This window comes from Thermotoga sp. Cell2 (genome assembly GCF_000789375.1).
Classification (GTDB): Bacteria; Thermotogota; Thermotogae; order Thermotogales; family Thermotogaceae; genus Thermotoga; species Thermotoga petrophila.
This window is the reverse complement of record NZ_CP003409.1, coordinates 1,535,215-1,552,954: the sequence shown is the minus strand read 5'-3', so window position 1 is coordinate 1,552,954 and position 17,740 is coordinate 1,535,215. Positions and strand designations below refer to the sequence as shown.

Sequence of the window (17,740 nt, the reverse complement as noted above, 5' to 3'; positions counted from 1 at the left end):
ACACGTTAGATTTTATCATTGTGGAGTGATAAAATTGATAACTGTAAGGAGGTGAAAATATGCAGTACAGAGATTTCGGAAAAACCGGAGTGAAGACGTCGCTCCTCGGTTTTGGAGCCATGCGACTCCCCGTCATTGGAGAGGATCATTCAAACATCGACGAAGAGAAAGCCATCGAAATGATCCGTTACGCCATCGATCACGGTGTGAACTATGTCGATACGGCCTATCCTTACCACGGAGGAAACAGTGAAAAAGTCGTGGGAAAAGCTCTGAAAGACGGATACCGTGAAAAAGTTTTCCTCGCAACCAAATCTCCCGTCTGGCAGGTGGAAAAACACGAAGATTTTGAGAGAATTCTCGACGAACAGCTGGAGAAACTCCAGACGGATCACGTTGATATGTACCTCATGCACGCACTGAACAAAGAAAGATGGGAGAAGATCAAGAATCTGAGATTCTTCGATTTCTTCGAGAAAGCGAAAGCAAAAGGGAAGATAAGATTTGCGGGCTTTTCGTTCCACGACAGCTATCCAGTTTTTAAAGAGATCGTCGATGGGTACGACTGGGACTTCTGCCAGATACAGCTCAACTACATGGACGTGAACTACCAGGCAGGACTGAGAGGGTTGAAATACGCTGGATCAAAGGGACTTGCCGTTGTGATCATGGAACCACTCAAAGGTGGAAAGCTCGCAAGACTTCCAGAGAAGGTCATGGAAATTCTTAGGAAATACAACAAGGACTGGTCTCCGGTAGAACTGAGCTTCAGATGGATTGGACATCACCCGGAGGTTTCCACCATATTGAGTGGAATGAGCACCCTCGAACAGGTGGAACAGAACGTAAAGATCATGAGCAATATCACTCCCGGCAATCTCACAGACGAAGACATGAAGATGATAGAAGAGGTAAGAAAAACCCTTGAGTCTTTTGCTGTGATAAACTGCACCCAGTGTGGATACTGCATGCCGTGTCCGAACGGTGTGGATATCCCCGGAAACTTCCGTCTGTACAACGAAACCATCATGTTCGAAGATTGGGAAGGTGGAAGAAGAACGTACAAATGGTTTGAAAGTCAAAAATCCGCCGCTTCCTTCTGTGTTGAATGCGGCGAATGTCTCAGTAAGTGTCCGCAAAAGCTCGACATACCGAACCTTCTGAAGAAAGTTCACAGGGAGTTAGCGGAGGTCAAATGAAAAAACTCATCTGGCCGGTGCTCCTCGTGGGCACCGTACTTTTAATCATTTATTCTTTCCTGATCGGCACCCCTCTTGAAATTCACTTAGCGACTCGCTGGGAAATTGCCCTTCCCAGAGTTCTTTTTCTTCTCGGATCTTTTTTGCTGAACACTTTGTTTTCCCTGACAGGATCGTACGTGGTTCTTTTTGGAAGCGTTTCTTTGTTTCTCGGCGCGCTGATGAATCTTCTGGAATTTTTCTTCGCTTTTCCTTCTTTTTTCTATACAGTCAAATTGATCTTTTACGTGGCCGGTTCTCTTCTGCTTCTAATTGGAATCTTCAGAGTATTTTTAAAACTGAAAAGATTCACCCTGATGTTCAGAGGACTCTTCGAGGAAAACAACGACATGGTGATATACTACGACCCATCTGGAAAGATCGTTGATGTGAATCCAGCCGCTGAGAAATTCCTGGGATACACTCGCATCGAGCTTCTCGGAAAAACCATAGAGGAGATTTCTAAGCCAGGTGAAGAAAGGGTATTGTTTCAAATCTTGAATTTTTCACAGAATGGTATAAAGACTCTGGAAAGGGAACTTCTCTCAAAGGATGGAAGAACCGTTCTGTGCGAGTGTAAATTGGCTCCGGTATATGAAGGAAAGAAGATCGCTATGATTCAGGAAATCGCACGCCCCATCGATGATATAAGGAAAATAGAGGATCAGATCAGAAGAGAAAGAAAAAGATTCCTCACTTATTTCAACAACATTCCCGTTTTGAGTGTGATTCTGAGAGAAGATGGAACGGTTGAAGACGTGAACGAAGCAGGTTGCAAACTTCTTGGAGTGAACAGAGAACAGCTTCTGAACAAAAACTGGTTCGACATGTTCCACGAAAGTTTTCCACACGAAACTTTTGAAAGATCCTTCAAAGAAAAAATGGTGCACGAAGGTACCATAGATGGAAGAATCATAAGATGGGTGTTCATACCCCTTGAGGAGAACAGAGTGATGGTAACAGGCCTTGACATCACTGAGTTAAAGGAAAATCTCACCTCTCTGGAAGAAGACAAAAAATTCTATCAGCTTCTTCTGGATCTTTCAAAAAGCCTTCTATCGCCCGGATGGAACGATTTCGTGTTCAAACAGTATCTTTTATCACTCGGTGAAGTGTTCGGTTCAAAGAGTGTGGCTCTGTACGAAAAAAAGAACGGGGATTTCGTTCTGACAGCCTCTCTCAACGGTTCTTTCGAAGAGATTTTGTCCAGGATACCGGAAGACATAGATTGTGAGAATAGAATGTTGAGAATTCCTCTTGAGTACGAAACAGATACTTTTGCAGTACTCCTCATCGGCTGTGGAAAAACCGATGAGAGACTTTTTGAGATGGCCAGACTTTTGAAAAATCACCTAGAACTCATCTACTGGAAATTGAAGGGGGAGGAGAGGATCCTCTGGCTCGCTGAACGCGATTCCCTAACTGGTGTGTACAACCGAGAAGCGTTCGAAAGTAGACTCGCTTACCTCATCAACCTTTCAAAGAGGTACAGCAGAAAACTCTCCTTCGTCTTCATCGATCTTGATGATTTCAAGCGTATAAACGATTCAAAGGGCCACCTGGTTGGAGATCGAGTTCTGAAAGAGTTTGTAAACAGACTCACCTCACTTCTGAGAAAATCGGATGTAGTTGGTAGACTCGGGGGTGACGAATTCGGTATCATACTCCCTGAAACGGATCGAACAGGAGCGGAAATTCTCATGAAGAGAATAGAAGAGCACTTCAGAGAATCTGTTCCAGTGGATGGAGAATTGTTTTCAGTGAATTTCAGTTATGGTATCAGCGTGTTCCCCGAAGACGGAGAAAGTGTGGAAGAACTCCTGAAGGTCGCAGACGAAAGGATGTACATGAATAAATTCAGCAAGAAGAGGGGGAGAGAGAATGTCTGACAGACCAAGAAGGTACAAGATCTTTATGGATAAAAAGAAGAGGATCGCTCTCATTGCACACGATAGGAGAAAGAGAGATCTTCTTGAGTGGGTGAGCTTCAATCTTGGAACGCTCTCCAAACACGAGCTTTACGCTACAGGTACGACCGGTGCTCTCCTTCAGGAAAAACTCGGTCTCAAAGTACACCGACTGAAAAGCGGACCCCTCGGTGGAGATCAGCAGATCGGTGCGATGATCGCTGAAGGAAAGATAGACGTGCTCATATTCTTCTGGGATCCTCTGGAACCCCAAGCTCACGATGTGGATGTGAAAGCACTCATCAGGATAGCCACAGTGTACAACATTCCCGTCGCCATCACAAGATCCACAGCGGACTTCTTAATCTCCTCACCGCTCATGAACGATGTGTACGAGAAGATTCAGATAGACTACGAAGAAGAACTGGAAAGAAGGATCAGAAAAGTAGTGGAGGGTGAGGAAGAAGAGACTTAGCTACATCCTGAACATCCTCCACAGCTTCCACCGCACGAGGAGGAAGAAGAACCACCCTGCACGGAGAAGGAAATCTTCCTGTACACTCTTTCCTTCTCTTTTGAGTCACACTTAGGACATCTCACCTCGTCTATTTTGCTGTAAGAGGTGAATACCGTGTATTCTTCCCCACACTTTTTACACCTGAACGTGTAAGTGGGCATCGTTTCAGCCTCCCATTACGTACTGCTTCCAGAAGTTTTTCAGGAATATCAGAAACGGAAGCGCAATTAGAACGCCACCGAAACTGAAAAGATCGCCGAGGATGAGTATAGTGATCAGAATGATGAACCAGTGAACGTTCAAGGTGTTGCTCTGTATCTTTGGAGCGAGCACCCACATTTCCAGTTGATTCGCCGCGACGAGGATGATCGTTCCTATGAGAAGACCGCTCAGACCATGAACAGAGAAGGCAAGCATCAGAAGAGGAATAGCAGATATCACCACCCCAAGATACGGAACGAAATCCGTTACGAAAGCAAGCATTCCTAAAAAGAACGCACTCGGTATTTTGAAAATGAAAGCACCAAAGCCAACAAACAGACCGACGAATATCGCAACGAGCACCTGACCACCCACAAACCTTTCGAACTCGGTGTAAGTAGTTTTCAGGAACTCTTTACCGTCACTGGGATTTGTGGGAAACAGGTAGTGTACATTTTCTTTTATGAGTCTCTTCAACGAGGACACGATAAAGGCCGTGATCACTATGAGTATGGCAGCCGTTATGAAAGAAGGAACGTAGCCTATGATTTTGTTCACAAGCGAGAGTGCCCCTTCTGAGAAGGATGCGCTGATGCTGTTCAATATAGAAGACAACCATCCGGGTATGTCGATGTTCTCCAAACCCGATCTTATTCTGTCTATCTCAGTGAAGACCTTCTGCGCTTCTCTTACGATCACCGGAAAGAAATTAACAGCCGAATAGGCTGTCGTGAGGAAGACAAGAACGTTTGATATCACGCGGGGAAGAACGCGCGGTTTTTTTACGAGTATTCCCAAAAATCGCGCAACGTAATCGATAATTATCGAAAGATACAGCCCCATTATCAGAGCGGTTATAATGAAAGGGGAAAGTTTTGCGAGTACTAAAAACAGAACAAGATACAGCAGGGCAAAGTGTTTGTTCTTCAAGTTCTTCACTCCTTTCGATATTATTTTAGCAGAGGTGGGACCGTTGGAATCGTTGAGGGGACTTTTGATTCTGTTCGTTTTAATGGGTCACGCTATCGTGGGGGTGTACAGAGACCTCACTTTTCTCGTTCCACTGCTCAGATTCGTGAGTCCTTCCGTTTTCGTCTTCGTGTATCTGTTCGGATATTCACAGGGAAGAGTGAAAAAGAACCCTTTGAAGATTCTCCAGAAGGCTTCTTCTTTCTTTCATTTCTATCTCTTCTGGGCTTCCCTTTCTTTCATTGCTTATGTGTTGTTGGATGGAGAATATACGAACGTCTGGGTGACGAAGAGGGTTTTCAGCGTTGATGATTCAATACTCAAAAAATATCTGATCACCATCTTTTCTTTCACAGGATCGTGGCAGTACTATTTCGTACTGGTTGTAATGATTCTGCTGTTGATATCGATTTTCATAAAAGATCCCCGGAAGATTCTGCCGTTTTCCTTCGCCGGAGCTGTTGTTAACTCCTCTTTTGTGAGTTTTTGGTTCCTCACGAAGGACAGACTCCTTCCTCCCATAGAAGGTGCGTTGATCACTTATCTCAATCCTGTTCACTGGCTTTTTCCATTTCTGATGGGATACAAAGATGCTGTCGAGAGAAAGAAGAGAGAACCACGAAAGCTATCTTTGTTCCTATACGTCTTTCTCTTTGCGATCGGATCTCTGGAGTACTGGAACGCGTACGGAAAATTCCACACACTTTTGGGAGTCGATCAGTTTTCTCTCACAGGAGTACTTCTGGGAATCTACAGTATAGAGGTGTTCACCTGGCTGGCTGAAAAAGTTAATCTGTCCTTTTTGAAAAGGATGGGAAGGTATTCTTTCCTTCTCTTCATGATTCACATGCCGTTTCAGTGGATGTTCTACGTGTTTCTCGACACTTTTGTTGATCTTCCCGAATGGTGCTGGGTGATCATCATGGTGGTGTTTTCCTTGATGATCATGGAAATTCTACTGAAACTGGCACGGATCCTTCCAAAACCGGTAAGAAAAATAGTCATCGGTGCTTGATATCAACCTTTTTTCAATTTTTTCATTCATTTTACCATCAAGTCCACTTGAAATTCAGGAAGGTATGTAGTACAATTATCCGTGGAGGTTCCGGCGTAGCTCAACCGGTAGAGCGCCTGGCTGTTAACCAGGTGGTTGCAGGTTCGAGTCCTGCCGCCGGAGCCATTTTTTTATTTTAACGTCCCCTTCTTAACATCCTTCATTCTGTACATCGATTCATCGACTTCCCTAAGTGTCCTTTCGAGGCTTTCTTTGAAGGGAACCACACCGTAGGAAAACTCTGGCTGGAGAGGATGGCTGTTTTTGAATTCAAGCAGTATCTTCTGGAAGATTTCCTCCGCTTTCTCTGGTTTGCATCCTCTCAATATCACAAGAAATTCATCTCCTCCCATTCTCACCACGATATCGGACTGTCTCACATTCTTTTTTATTGTTTGAACGAGGGCCTTCAAAATCTCATCACCGCTTTCGTGTCCGTAGGTATCGTTGATCTTTTTGAAATTGTCCAGATCCACGTGAACTACCCCACCTTACAGAAGATGTGGTTTCCCGCTTCAACCCGTGATAGCTCGTAGACCCCTTTCGGGTTCCGCCGCCAGAGCACTGTCCACAGGCATGAACTCGGACGGTTCCCGCCCTATTGAAAGCATCAAGCCGTACCTGACCAAATTCTTCGCAGCGTTCACGTCTCTATCGTGATGCGCTCCACATACAGGACACGTCCATTCTCTAACGCTCAGGTCTTTGACTTCTTTGTTTATGTACCCGCATTCACTGCACATCTGACTTGAGGGATAGTATCTGTTCGCTTTTATCACTTCGATCCCACAGCGCTTTGCCTTGTACTCGAGAAGTTCTAAGAATCTCCTCCACGACTGCATGTGGATGTGCCTGGCAAGTCTGTGGTTTTGAACCATACCTTTGATGTTGAGGTCTTCCACCACGATCTTTCCAGCTTGGCTTTCGCTGACAAGATCATGTGTGATCTTGTGAAGCCAGTCGTTTTTTATGTTGACTATTTTCTCGTACAGCTTTGCAAGACGCAAACGTGCTTTCTCCCAGTTCTTTGAACCTCTCTGTTTCCTGGATAATCGTCTGTGAAGTCTTTTGATCTGTCTCTCGTATTTTGAAAGGTCTGGCATTTTATATTTCTTGCCATCGCTCAATGTGATTGTGTCTTTGATTCCAAGGTCTATACCTAGAATGTCGGTGGAAGTATTTTGTACTTCAGCATCTTGGACTTCAAAGACTATCGCAGCGTAATATTTGTTCGTTGGTGTTTTGATGAACGTTGCTTGTTTTATCTTTCCGTCTTTCGGAAGCTTTCTGTGAAGCCGCACTTTTATCCCTTCTTTGAACTTGGGAACGAATATACAGCCGTATTTTGGATTGTCTTCTTTGATATACAGCTGAATGTGCTGTGGAATACGAAAGATTTGGCGGGAGAATTTCTTTTTCTTGAACTTTGGATAGCTGGCTTGCTTTTTGAAGAAATTCTTGAATGCACGTTCTAAATCTTTCAGCGACTGCTGGAGCGCTTGAGAGTTCACTTCGTTGAGCCATGAATATTTGTTTGTCTTTTTGAGTTTTACCAAAACAGATGCCCATTCGTTGTAGTATGTAGGACGTTCCATTACTCTGTAGATGATGTTGGCGTAGTTCAGAAAGAAGTTGTACACGAATCTGGTGTGACCGAAATGTTTGGCCAGTTTTTCTTCTTGTTCTCTCGTAGGGTAGATTCTGAACTTGTAGGTTCGAAGCATTTTTGTCACGTCCTTGAGATTTGATGTATTCTTTTAACACTTCCAAAGGTGATCCGCCTACTGTCAAAAGACAATCTTCTTCATTTCTCTATGATATATTAACATTTTGGCACATATTAAATTGCAAATTCATCCCCACCTTATAGAAAATGGTGTCTTCTTTGCACTTTGTTCGATAAACAAAGATCGCAGATCCCCCCGAATCTGGAAATACCAACTTCATTTTAACAAAAAAGGGAGCTCGCGCTCCCTTCAGATCTTTTGAACACCGTCTGCACTCTCTATCTCGTGGAAGGTGAGTTCTATTTTGAAACGATCCCTGTAAGCGTTTTTCAGTTTTTCTTTGATCTTCTCAAAAGCACCCTTTTTCGATAAAACGATCACACCTCCACCGAATCCACCACCGACCATTCTCGCACCCAGAATGCCCTCTCTTCCCTTCAGAAAATCCACGATGAAATCCGTCTCTTCGCAGGACACCTCGTAAAGATCTCTCAGGCTTTCATGGGAAGAGAAAAGAAGCCTTCCAAGCGTTTCGAAATCTCCCTCTTTCAACGCCTGAACGCTTTTCAGCACTCTTTCGTTTTCCTCCAGAACGTGCTGGGCACGCTTTTTCAAAACGTCCGGAAGTTTCTTCAGGTCTTCCTTTGTCACTTCACGAAAGCTTCTTTTTCCAAGAACTCTCAGAACCTCTTCACACTCCTGCCTTCTTTTGTTGTACTCGGAGGAGGAAAGTTCGTGCTTTACGTTGGAATCGACGAGGTTTATCTCGTAGCCTTCCAGTTTCAGGGGAACATACTCGTACTCGAGGGTCATCGTGTCCAGAAAGATCGCGTGGTCTTTTTTTCCGAAAGCGGAGGTGAACTGGTCCATGATGCCACACCTGACACCGACGAACTCCACTTCCGCTTCACGTGCGATCTTCACAAGTTCCAGTTTAGGCAGATGGAAACCGAAGTGCTCCGAGATCGCATAGGCGGTTGCCATCTCAAGTGCTGCAGAACTTGAAAGCCCCGCACCCATGGGAAGGTTTGACGAAACCGAGATCTTCACAGGGGAAACCTTGTAGCCTCTTTTCTCGAAGGCTTTGATAACACCGGAGATGTAGTCCGTCCACCTGTTCAGTTTTTCTATTTTTTCCATTTCCACCGTCTCGTTCATGTTCTCCGAGTGGAAGACGAACTTTCCTGAATCTTCTATCGTGAGAAAGACGAACCTGTTCACGGCGAAAGGAAGGACGTACCCGTCGTTGTAGTCGGTGTGTTCTCCGATGATGTTTATTCTTCCCGGTGCCTTCACCCTCATATCTCCACCTCCGTCTCCCTGAGCTGTCTTGCTGCCTCCTCCGGAACAACGGGATTTATGAAAGCCCATGTACCCGTCTCAACGCTTGCCATCCACTTTAACTTGTCCCTGTCTCTTTTTGGTGGATTGAACTCCACATGGAAGTGGAAAAAGTGAGAAACGTCCTCGCCGTTGAATGGTGCCTGAAAGAACATCATCATGTACGGAAACTCCTGATCGAAGAGTTTGTCGTACTTGGCGGTCACCACTTTCAATACTTTTGCGAATTCTTTCTTCTCTTCCTTAGAAAACTCAAGGAGCGTGCTCACGTGCCTTTTTGGATATATGTGCACCTCGTACGGAAAGCGCGCGTAGAAGGGAACAACCGCTACGAAGTTTTCTGTTTCGTACACCTTCCTTTCCTCTTCTTCGTTCTCGAGGATCTCGCAGATGGGACATCTTCTTTTTTCCTCGTACCACTTTCTCATCGCATCTATCTTCACCTCTATTCTTTTTGGAAGGAAAGGAAAGGCGTAGATCTGACCGTGTGGATGGGGAAGAGAGGCACCAACTTCTTTTCCACGGTTTTCGAAGATGAAGACGTACTTCACAAAATCGTGCCGAGAAAGGTCCCTGGTTCGGTCCACCCACATCTCAACGAGTTTTTCTATCTGTTTCAGAGGCATACCGGGGAGTGCGGTGTTGTGGTCGGAGGTGTAGACCACCACCTCGCATACACCGCGAGACTCTTCTTTTCTGAAAGGTCCCTTCTCCTTCCAGTCCACAGGGGGAGGGTCCTTTTTGAGAGAAGGATATCTGTTTTCGAAGGTGACCAGATCGTACTCTTCGGGAAGTTCCAGTCCTCCCACACATATGGGACACTCCGTTTTCGAAGGCTGAACCGGTCTTTTCTGTGTTGCAGCGGAGATGATCACCCATTCGTCTGTGAGCGGGTTGTACCTGAGTTCCATCATTCTCTCTCACCCTCTTCGTAGAAGTAGAAGTTTCTTCCGTCTTCTCTTTTGACAACCTTCTTTCTCAGAGAGGACTTTCCCTCTTTTTCCAGATGGTACTCTCTGTTTTTGAGATCGACAACGAGCCTGGTGTTTCCAGAGATCGTGCCAGACGAGACGATCTCGTACTTCAGATCCTCTGTCATGATGTTCAGAACACGGGGCTTTCCCCCGAGAAGATCGAGTGTCTCTCTCAGAACCTTCCTTCCGTGCTCTTTCACAAGTGACAGGTCGTCACTTTCTATGATCATGTTGTCGAGGACTCCACAGGTGTACGAGTAGAGTTCTCTCTCTTGTGGGGTCAGTTCTGTTTTTTCCTCTCTCAGGATGAGACAGTCCGGATCGTTCAGCCAGAGTCTGTCGTGCATGAAGTAGCGTGTGATGGCATTTCTCAGAGCCCATCTTGCAGCGGGTGCTCCGTTGTCTTCTATGTGATCTCCCCAGAAGGGTGTGGTGTCTGGCCCTATCCTCATGCCGTCAACGTACCCAACAGCAGGAAGAAGAGGAGAGCCACATCCGAGTATGAAAGAGTCGTCTCCAACCGCCTTTCTGATCACCTCCAGCCCCCTTCTGAACGCCTGAACGGGTGTGATGTTTTCTTTCCTCTCACCCGGAATCGCTCCTGCAAAGAGAAAGTCGATCTTGAAGTATCTGTAGCCCATCTTCCTGAGAGAGCTGAAAAGATCGAAGAGCCATCCCAGTACCTTTTCGTTTGAAAGATCAAGAGCGTAAATCTTTCTGTTCCAGTTTCTGTAAGCCATTTTGGGTCTTCCGTTTTCCTTCACAACCCAGTCCGGGTTGGTGTTGAACACGTCCGACGTCTCCGAAACGCTGAACGGTGCGGTCCATATACCAGGAACAAAGCCTTTTTCCTGTATCGCTTTTGCCATCTCGTCCACAGATGGGAAGTCTTTCTTCGTGACGAGCCAGTCTCCGATGTCCTTTTCGTACGCATCGTCTATCTGAAAGACCTCGAAGGGAAACTCCCTTGCAAGTTCCAGATTCTTCAAAGTCTCCTCCCAGGTGAGATCAAGGAAATAGTGGTACCAGCTGCACCATCCAACCGGTGTGTGTTCTGGTATCCTTGCACCGTTTTCCTTTCCAACGAGTTCAGCGTACTTTTCCAGAAGGAGAGAGGTGTTCGGATCTTCAAGAACGACGAAAGGTTCTATCGGAACGAAGTCATCGAACTTCACATCGAAGTACTCAAGATACGCAACAAGTTCTCCGTTTTCCACCGCAAAGAAAGGATGTGCGATCTTCGAACTCAAAAAGCCGTACACTCTTCCCTCCTCTGCCACGAAATAGTCGCTCTGAAGGTGGCTTTTTATCACATCCGGTACCACAGAGGCCGTGTACTGCCAGTTTGGGTCTATCTCGGGTGGTGTGAAGGATGAAAGATCCACCACCCTGCATGGTCCCCAGGACTGCCAGTTGTTCACAAGAAGTTTCTCTGGAGCACTCTCCCGAAAGATCTCGAGCCTTCCAGGGTTTCCCTTAACCCTTCCTGAGACCTTCCAGCCAAGGTGGATCTTTTCCACACTGAACTCAACGGTGTAGTCTTTTCCCTCCAGAGTGAATTTTCCTTCTCTGAACGGTCTTTTGAAGATCTCCACACAGATCACCTCACATAGATGGTTTTTCCCGTGTTCAGACTGGTGGATACGAGGTGCTCTCCCCTCTTCAGTCCGTTCACTTCGAAGACCAGCGTTTCTTCTTTGAAGGGTGGTATAACCACCTTCTTTGCCGAATGTTCTTTTCCGTCCACAAAGAGTATGATCTGCTCTTTTCTGCTCAGTGGAGAATCGTTCAGAAGAGAAAGTTTCACTTTCAGGGTGTCTCCTTCGCGTATCATGTCGTCCGAGGACACCTCAGCGTGGAGTGTTTCAGAGATCGCCGGAAGGGTCCTCCAGGATGGGATCTCCTCACTCACCCTCATTCTGAAAGAAAAGCTATACGGCTCTGGTAGAAGCCTGTACTCCAGATGAGGCAGTGCGCCCCAGCTGTCGTCTCCTCCAAGTCCCATCTGTCTGTAGTCCACGTTCACGGTGACAAAGTCCCTTTCTGGAAGTTCGTTCACGTGCTCTGCCTTCTCCAGGTCTTCCATGGAGAACGGCCAGACACTGAAGTCCACCGCCGGCATGCCCGACACGAAAAGGTTCACCCTTCCATCGGAGAGTGCGAACCATCTCACGTCCGATCTGTTTCCTGTCTCCTGTGGCCTGACGTACCTGTGTATCATATCTTGAACAGTCCTTCTGTATCGAGCAAAAAGTCCGCTTTCTTTTCTGTCCCAGTAGGTCTCGTGCGGACCCCTTCCGTACCACTCAACGAACCTGAAATCTCCAGGAACGGCAAACTGAAGACCGATCCTTGGAATCTCCGGTACACCTTCTGCGGGAATCAGGGAAAGATCCACGAGGATATCACCGTTTCCAAAGATAGTGTAGGTGAGGTACACCCAGCTGTTTCCGGGTACCTGATAGACACTCTGAACGGATACGCTGTTTTCTTCTTTCTTCCAGAAGAACATCTTGAAGAGTTTTCTTTCTTTTGATGCCCTCTTCCAGATGGATAGCCTCTCTGGCATTTTGTTTCCGACGTCGTTGTCCGTTGGAACCCTCCAGAAATTTGGAACGATCGATCCTGTCAGGATATTTCTTCCCCTGTACACGATGCGCTTCAGAAGGCCGGTGAATTTAGAGAACACAAGTTCTGTGTCCTTTGACCTCACAAAAAGATGTCTTCCATCTTCTGAGAGATCCACACTTTCTCGAACAACAGTCTTCTCAAAGGAAGGAGGTTTTATGAGGAACTGTTCCCACGCCACAACGTGTCCTTTCTTCGCCCAGAGGGTATCTTCAGAAAGGGAAAAACAGATCTCAAGGAAATGCTCGGAGTCTTCCATCTCTGGAAGTGGTATCTTAAGAATTTTCTTTTCTCCTGGCCTGGCTGAGAGTTTGAACCTTTCTTCTCTCACCACTTCACCGTCTTTTCTGATCCTCCAGGTTCCATCGAACATCTCAAGATCTGTGAAGAGATACCCGTTCTCCACTTCGTAGGTGTCTTTTGCGATCTGGCGCACTTTGATGTTCTGATAGAATTTCTTCACCTCGTAAAGCTCTGGCTCGGGTGTTCTGTCGGGAAGGACCACTCCGTTGCAGCAGAAATTCTTGTCGTTTGGTTCATCGCCGAAATCTCCGCCGTACGCCCAGAATTCCTTTCCGTTTTCATCCTTTTTCCTGATTCCCTGGTCCACCCAGTCCCAGATGCACCCTCCGTGAAGATACGGATACTTTTCTATCACATCCCAGTAGTCCTTCAGGTTCCCCACACTGTTTCCCATCGCGTGGGCATACTCACACATGATGAAGGGCTTTTCCCTCTTTCTTGAGGCGTACTCAAGAAGAACATCTATCTTCGGGTACATGAGAGAGAAGACATCCACGTAGTACGATTCTCCTCTTCTTGTTGTTCCCTCGTAGTGGACGAGTCTTGTGTTGTCCCTCTCTTTTATCCAGAGGGCGGCCTTCTCAAAGTTCACTCCGTCTCCTGCTTCGTTTCCAAGCGACCAGAAGATGATGCTGGGATGGTTCTTGTCACGCTCCACCATCCTTTTGATCCTGTCAAGGTGGGCCTTCTCCCACTCCGGTCTGTTCGCAAGTGTCACATCGAGATCCCAGCCGATACCATGTGATTCGATGTTTGCTTCGTCTATGACGTAGAGCCCATAGTAGTCACACAGGTCGTACCATTTCGTCTGGTTCGGATAGTGTGAGGTTCGAACGGTGTTTATGTTGTGCTGTTTCATGAGCTTTATGTCCTCTATCATCCTCTCCACGGTCACCGCATGGCCCCTGTCCGGATCGAACTCGTGTCTGTTCACTCCCTTTATGTAGAGAGGTTTCCCGTTGAAAAGAAGCCTTCCATCCTTTACCTCCACCTTCTTGAACCCGAAGTTGACTTTTTTCTCGTCTTCTCCAAGTTTCACCTTCAAAACGTAAAGATGAGGAGTCTCTGCTGACCATTTCTTCGGGTCTTTCACTTCGAAGACAAAAGACAGCGTTTCACTCTTTGGTCCTACCCTCTCTTCCACCAGAGTCATTTCTTTTCCCTGTGGATCTGTGAGTGTGATAATGAGATCTTTTTCTTTCTCTTCTCCAAGGTTTCTCAGTTCCACGTCCAGAAAGATCTTCCCGTCCCTGTAATCCTCATCGAGGTCTGTTCTCACGAATATGTCTCTCACATGGAACTTCGAAAGTGCGTAGAGATAGACATCCCTGTAGATTCCTGCAAACCACCACATGTCCTGATCTTCCAGGTAACTCCCATCACTCCACTTCAGAACCTCCACACAGATCAGGTTCTTTCCCGGTTTCAAAACGTCTGTGACCCTGAACTCAGCGGGTGTGCAGCTATCTTTGCTGAATCCCACTCTTTCCCCGTTCACCCAAAGATAGAAGAAGGAACGAACTCCTTCGAAGTGAAGGAAAATCTCCTTTCCAAACCACTCCTCTGGAACTTCCACCCATCTTCTGTACACCCCGGTTGGATTATCGTCCTTTGGAACAAACGGGGGATTTGGCTCAAAGGGATAGACCACGTTCGTGTAGATGGGTTTCCCGTAGCCTTTCATCTCCCAGTTGCTTGGAACTTCTATTTCGTCCCAGTTTGTGTCATCGAAACCTTCCAGGAAAAAGTTCTCCGGAACCTCGAAGGGATTTTTTGCAAAGAAGAACTTCCAGTTCCCATTGAGCAGGATGAAGTCATCGGGATACTCCCACTCTCCTGTGAACGGATTGAGGTAGGGTATGAAAGAGGCATGAGGCTTTTCTGTTCCCTCACTCACAAGCTGAGGGTTTTCCCATTCGTAGACCATCTTCTCATCCTCCCAGCAGAAAACAGGCTGCTCTGTGTCCTGGGTTTACTTCCAGAAAAACCGGCTCTTCTTCCTCACACCTTTGTGTTGCGTGTGGGCATCTTGGATGAAACCTGCAACCTGAAGGAGGTGAAACAAGAGATGGAGGAGAACCAGGGATTCCCTCTCTCAACTGCTTGTCCCCCACTCTGGGAAGTGATTGTATGAGATATCTCGTGTAGGGATGGAGAGGTTCTTTAAAGATCTCAAGCGTTGGACCCTCTTCCACGATCTTTCCCGCGTACATGATTGCCATTCTTGTTGTGACCTGAGCATGGATACCCATATCGTGCGTCACCAGAACAATGGTGTTCTTCAGCTCTTTTTGAATTTTCTTTATAAGCTGTATGACCGCACGCTGTGCTACCACGTCCAGGGCAGTTGTTGGTTCGTCAGCGAGAATGATACGAGGTTTCAAGAGAGTGGCAAGTGCTATGGTAACGCGCTGCCTCATTCCACCAGAAAGCTGATGGGGAAACATGTCCAGTACCCTGGAAGGAAGGCCCAGGGCTTTTAAGTGTTCAATGGCCATTTCGAGAAACGTTTCTTTTTGCCTTCTCACGTGGCTTTTCAGGATTTCCATGAACGTGTCCCTTATACGCTTCACTGGGTTCAAAACGTGCATTGAGCCTTGAGGAATGTAGGAGATGAAACGCCATTTCAGGCGTCTTCTTTCTTCTTCTTTCAGTGACACAACGTTTACAGGTTTGCTGTCGAGCCAATAATTCAGTTCACCGCCAAACAATCTCAGAGGAGGCTCGAGGTTCGCAAGAAGAGTCTTCAAGAGTGTAGATTTTCCACAACCGGATTCACCTGCAATACCATAGATCTCGCCTGAAAAGATCTTCAAACTCACGTTGTCCACGGCTCTTATCGTTCTTTTTTTGCCCCAGAATTCCAGAACATAGTAGGCTTTCAGATTTTTACCCTCTACCAGCGTCTCCATCCACTCGCCTCCTCATACTTCTTCCCAGACAACCAGACTGTAAGGTTCTACTTTTCGATCGCCCAGAACGATCCGGGCATCATCCGGTATCTCCACTTCTGTTTCATGAGGTGAAAAGTTGAAAGCAAACGTGTACTTTCCTCTCTTTTGAATGCGCACACCCTCTGGAAGTCTTCTCACCGTGTACCCTATCTCCTTCATCAGTTTTTCGAAGAAATCCAGAAGAAATTCTCTGTCCGGCCAGAAGGCAAGATAGTACACGTTTTCTTTACGAAAGATCGCTCCGGGACCGTCTTCAAATCTTGCCACCACTTCCGCGATGGTGGGATCCACATCCTCTCTCCAGATCGTCACAGGGTACTTTTTCCCATCCCACAGAAGAACTTCAACGTTTCCTGTTCCAAGACTTTCAACCCTTTTTACCTCCACAGGTATGATCTCCTTCAGAAGACCGGGAGGCATCTCTTCTGGAATCTGGAAGGTTTCTGTTTTGCTACCGCTTCTTGGACCAATCACAAGAACACCGCTGTATTTTTTGAAGTTCTCCAGGGCCTCTTCCCTCACGATTGCAAGGCTTGGAACAACCACCATTCTGTAACCATCTAGAGGAGAATCAGCCGACACGATATCCACATTGAGGCCAAGCCCTCTGAGGGCACTGTAGAACCTGAGGACAAGATCAAGGTAATTAACACCTTCGCCGTGTGGCTGGATGGAAAACACCCACGCCGTCTCGTAATCGAAAACGAGGGCAACTTCACTCTTTACCGGTTCGCTCAGATCAACACCTTTCAGTTCTTCAAAGACCTGCTTTACCTCCTGATATCCCTGAGATGGAGATGAGTCCGGAGCAAGAAGGCCAGAGTGCATCTGCTCCTGTGCAAAGGGTGCCTGCCTCCACCTGAAGTAAGAAACCACTTCTGCTCCGTGTGCAAAAGCCTGCCAGGTCCAGAGCCTCACCGCACCCTCTGCCGGCCAGAGATTGTAGGGAGCCCAGTTCACAGGCCCTGCCTGCTGTTCCATCACCCAGAACCTTCCCCTACCCACACCACGATAAAGATCGTGTGAGAAGGAGATTATGTCGGGGTGCCCCACCCTGTCGAACGGGTTTTTGCTTTCTCCCTTTGCTCTCAGAAAGACGAGGGTGTGACCGAGCGGATAGTTGTCCCAGCTGGCAAAATCCAGTTTTTTTTGAGAGTTTGTAGTGATCAAAGTCTGTAAAGCCAGCCATGAAGTTGTGCGTGATGAACCTTCCCGGAGAAAGTTCTCTTATGATCTCCACCTGGAGCCTGTTGAACTCTACCACCTGGTCTGAGGCGAATCTGTAGTAATCGAGAAGATGCGAAGGATTTGGACCTGCAGGTGTGAGGTTGGGAAGTTCTATCTCCTCGAAGGACCTGTATTCCTGACTCCAGAACACCGTTCCCCAGGCCCTGTTCAGTTTATCTATGTCTCCTTCGTATCTTCTCTCAAGCCATTTCTGGAAGGCTTTCTTACACCTTGGACAGTAACACCTCACCGTGTCGTGACAGCCGTACTCGTTGTCGGTCTGCCAGCCCACAACAGCCGGATGCTTTCCGTACCTTCCTGCAACAATGGAGACGATTCTCTTTGCTTCTTCCCGATACACAGGGCTGGAGAAACAGTAATGTCTTCTGGAGCCAAAGTTCTTCACTCTTCCTTCTCTGTCGACAGGAAGGATCTCTGAATGCTCGTCCACAAGCCACTTTGGAGGTGTGGCTGTGGGTGTTCCCAGGATGATCTTCAAACCCATCCTCTCGGCCGCTTCCAGCGTTCTGTCCAGCCATTCCCAGTTGAATTTTCCTCGCTCCGGCTCTATTCTGCTCCAAGCAAACTCTCCGATTCTCACGTACTCTATCCCGAGTTCTTTCATCCTTCTGAAGTCTTCTTCTACCTTTTCAACACCCCAGTGTTCTGGGTAATAACAAACTCCAAGCATGACAGATCC

The 17,740-nt window shown here is 46.9% G+C and carries 13 protein-coding genes, 1 tRNA gene and 1 pseudogene; 5 read left to right on the top strand and 10 right to left on the bottom strand.

Annotated features, from left to right (window positions below; genetic code table 11):
* Positions 1-59 precede the first annotated feature (59 nt).
* Genes CELL2_RS08035 through CELL2_RS08025 form a run of 3 tightly spaced genes read left to right on the top strand, consistent with a single transcriptional unit; the run spans position 60 to position 3,620 of the window.
* Positions 60-1,199: an aldo/keto reductase gene (locus CELL2_RS08035; protein ID WP_012311231.1), complete on the top strand. Its 1,140-nt coding sequence runs from the start codon at positions 60-62 to the stop codon at positions 1,197-1,199.
* Positions 1,196-3,127 carry a sensor domain-containing diguanylate cyclase gene (locus CELL2_RS08030; RefSeq protein ID WP_038034298.1) on the top strand — a complete coding sequence of 644 codons (1,932 nt, stop codon included), beginning with the start codon at positions 1,196-1,198 and terminating at the stop codon, positions 3,125-3,127. The genes CELL2_RS08035 and CELL2_RS08030 overlap by 4 nt, the downstream gene beginning before the upstream one ends.
* Positions 3,120-3,620, top strand: coding sequence for a methylglyoxal synthase (locus tag CELL2_RS08025; RefSeq protein ID WP_004080162.1), 501 nt, complete (start codon positions 3,120-3,122; stop codon positions 3,618-3,620). Before CELL2_RS08030 ends, CELL2_RS08025 begins: the two co-directional genes overlap by 8 nt.
* Here CELL2_RS08025 and CELL2_RS08020 read toward each other — a convergent pair.
* Both CELL2_RS08020 and CELL2_RS08015 read right to left on the bottom strand, forming a co-directional pair.
* The gene (locus tag CELL2_RS08020) at positions 3,617-3,823 is read right to left on the bottom strand and encodes a zinc ribbon domain-containing protein (protein ID WP_011943987.1); all 207 of its coding nucleotides are present in this window, start codon (positions 3,821-3,823) and stop codon (positions 3,617-3,619) included. The genes CELL2_RS08025 and CELL2_RS08020 overlap by 4 nt on opposite strands.
* Before the next feature lie 4 nt (positions 3,824-3,827).
* Positions 3,828-4,793: an AI-2E family transporter gene (locus tag CELL2_RS08015; protein ID WP_011943986.1), complete on the bottom strand. Its 966-nt coding sequence runs from the start codon at positions 4,791-4,793 to the stop codon at positions 3,828-3,830.
* Positions 4,794-4,836: 43 nt separating this feature from the next.
* Between CELL2_RS08015 and CELL2_RS08010 the strand changes: the two genes are divergently transcribed.
* Positions 4,837-5,847: an acyltransferase family protein gene (locus tag CELL2_RS08010; protein WP_011943985.1), complete on the top strand. Its 1,011-nt coding sequence runs from the start codon at positions 4,837-4,839 to the stop codon at positions 5,845-5,847.
* 89 nt (positions 5,848-5,936) lie between these two features.
* A tRNA-Asn gene (locus CELL2_RS08005) sits at positions 5,937-6,012 on the top strand.
* A 5-nt stretch (positions 6,013-6,017) separates the two neighbouring features.
* On the opposite strand, the gene CELL2_RS08000 is transcribed toward CELL2_RS08005, so the two are convergent.
* The 8 genes and pseudogenes from CELL2_RS08000 to CELL2_RS09920 all read right to left on the bottom strand — a co-directional run bounded on the left by CELL2_RS08000 (position 6,018) and on the right by CELL2_RS09920 (position 17,731).
* Positions 6,018-6,362 carry a GGDEF domain-containing protein gene (locus tag CELL2_RS08000; protein WP_235231220.1) on the bottom strand — a complete coding sequence of 115 codons (345 nt, stop codon included), beginning with the start codon at positions 6,360-6,362 and terminating at the stop codon, positions 6,018-6,020.
* A 39-nt stretch (positions 6,363-6,401) separates the two neighbouring features.
* Positions 6,402-7,610 carry an RNA-guided endonuclease TnpB family protein gene (locus CELL2_RS07995; RefSeq protein WP_038034301.1) on the bottom strand — a complete coding sequence of 403 codons (1,209 nt, stop codon included), beginning with the start codon at positions 7,608-7,610 and terminating at the stop codon, positions 6,402-6,404.
* Positions 7,611-7,862: 252 nt separating this feature from the next.
* Positions 7,863-8,915, bottom strand: a complete 1,053-nt coding sequence (locus CELL2_RS07990; RefSeq protein ID WP_038034303.1) for a galactokinase — start codon at positions 8,913-8,915, stop codon at positions 7,863-7,865.
* Positions 8,912-9,868 (bottom strand): galactose-1-phosphate uridylyltransferase, encoded by a 957-nt coding sequence (gene galT, locus CELL2_RS07985; protein ID WP_038034311.1) that lies wholly within the window; start codon positions 9,866-9,868, stop codon positions 8,912-8,914. Before galT ends, CELL2_RS07990 begins: the two co-directional genes overlap by 4 nt.
* Complete coding sequence (gene galA, locus CELL2_RS07980; protein WP_038034314.1) at positions 9,865-11,523, bottom strand: alpha-galactosidase; 1,659 nt, start codon at positions 11,521-11,523, stop codon at positions 9,865-9,867. Before galA ends, galT begins: the two co-directional genes overlap by 4 nt.
* Before the next feature lie 5 nt (positions 11,524-11,528).
* Positions 11,529-14,786: a beta-galactosidase LacZ gene (gene lacZ / locus CELL2_RS07975; protein WP_038034316.1), complete on the bottom strand. Its 3,258-nt coding sequence runs from the start codon at positions 14,784-14,786 to the stop codon at positions 11,529-11,531.
* A gap of 4 nt (positions 14,787-14,790) precedes the next feature.
* Positions 14,791-15,771 carry an ABC transporter ATP-binding protein gene (locus tag CELL2_RS07970; protein ID WP_015919850.1) on the bottom strand — a complete coding sequence of 327 codons (981 nt, stop codon included), beginning with the start codon at positions 15,769-15,771 and terminating at the stop codon, positions 14,791-14,793.
* Positions 15,772-15,783: 12 nt separating this feature from the next.
* Positions 15,784-17,731, bottom strand: a pseudogene (locus CELL2_RS09920) (beta-galactosidase).
* Between the last annotated feature and the right edge of the window lie 9 nt (positions 17,732-17,740).